Consider the following 1,519-nt stretch of genomic DNA (forward strand, 5'->3'; position numbering starts at 1 on the left):
TTCATGCTGGAGGATTCCGGTGCCCGGGTGGTGGTGGGTCATGAGGAGCTCTTCGAGCGGCTGCCGCTTGATGGCCGTGTGACCGTCGACATCCGCAAGGCTGAACCGGTGCGGGTCGTGTCGGAGACGGCCGGGGACAGGGTTGAGGGTGTCTTGCCCGTCAGTCCTGCGTGTCTGCTCTACACGTCGGGTTCGACCGGCCGGCCGAAGGGTGCTCTGATACCGCATTCGGCGGTGATCCGGCTGGTCTGTGACACCGACTATGTGTCGTTGTCCGCGTCCTCGGTGATGGCTCAGACGAGTTCCGCGTCTTTCGACCCGCTGGTGTTCGAGGTGTGGGGTGCGCTGCTGAACGGCGGATGCCTGGTGATCGTCCCGCCCGAGGTGGTGACGGCTCCTGAGTCGCTGCGCGCGCTGTTGCGCTCGGAAGGGGTGACGACTGCTTTCATGGTGACCGCTCTCTTCCATGCCACGGTGTCCCTGGTGCCTGATGTGTTCGCTTCGGTGGACCAGGTGTATATCGGCGGTGAGGCCATCAATCCCGAGGTGGTCAGGCGCGCGATGGCGACGGGTGACACCCGTTTCCACAATGTTTACGGACCTACTGAGGTGACCACCTATTCGACGTGCGAGCCACTGCGGGCGGGGTCCATGACCGCGGCACGCATCGGCTCCCCGATCAGGAATACGCAGGCCTGGGTGGTGGACCGGTTCGGAGGTCTCGCACCGGTGGGTGTGCCGGGTGAAGTGTTCCTCGGCGGTCCCGGCGTCGCTCTCGGTTACCGTGAACGCCCGGTTCTGACGGCGGAGAAGTTCGTGCCCGATGCTTTCTCCGGAACCGTCGGTGGGCGGCTCTACCGCACAGGAGACCTGGCCCGATGGCTGCCCGACGGGACTCTGGAGTTCCTGGGCCGCGCGGACTCCCAGGTCAAGGTACGCGGTTTCCGTATAGAACCGGGTGAGATCGAAACGGTACTCCTCACCCATCCCCGCGTCGACGTGGCGGCCGTGACCACCACACGGGGAACCGACAACGCGCTGCGGCTGGCCGGCTACGCGCAGGGTGTGAACCTGAGCCCGGCAGACGCGACGGAACTACGGGCCTACCTCGCCGAACGGCTGCCCGAATACATGGTGCCGCTGCACGTGATGATCCTCGACACCCTGCCACAACTGCCCAACGGAAAGATCGACAGGAAGACACTGCCGCAGGCCGGTACCTCGGGCCAGACGGGGCCGATACGTGCCGTCCGCCGGCGAGGCTGAAGAGACCGTCGCCCGGGATTGGAACAGGACCGCGGCATCTGATGTCCCGCTGGGACGACAACCCCGGCCGATTCCTTCCTGAACTCAAATCTCGCTGAGCATCCATCGCACCGAGGAGTACCGAATGGCCGCCCATGTCGACAACACGCAGACGCCCGTCCCGGCGGCGTCAAAACACCCAGTCCCCGGTTCGGGTGGTGGGGTGGTGTCGTTTGGTCAGGAGCGGTTGTGGTTTTTGGATGAGTTGTCGGGT

General features: G+C 65.0%; 1 protein-coding gene. It reads left to right on the forward strand.

From position 1 onward, the window contains the following. Positions 1–1,266: amino acid adenylation domain-containing protein (locus IEY79_RS37040; protein WP_189112050.1), on the forward strand; the 1,266-nt coding region annotated here is incomplete at its 5' end. Positions 1,267–1,519 lie beyond the last annotated feature (253 nt).

Origin of the sequence: Streptomyces camponoticapitis (genome assembly GCF_014646115.1) — a bacterium.
In the GTDB taxonomy this organism is placed as follows: domain Bacteria; phylum Actinomycetota; class Actinomycetes; order Streptomycetales; family Streptomycetaceae; genus Streptomyces; species Streptomyces camponoticapitis.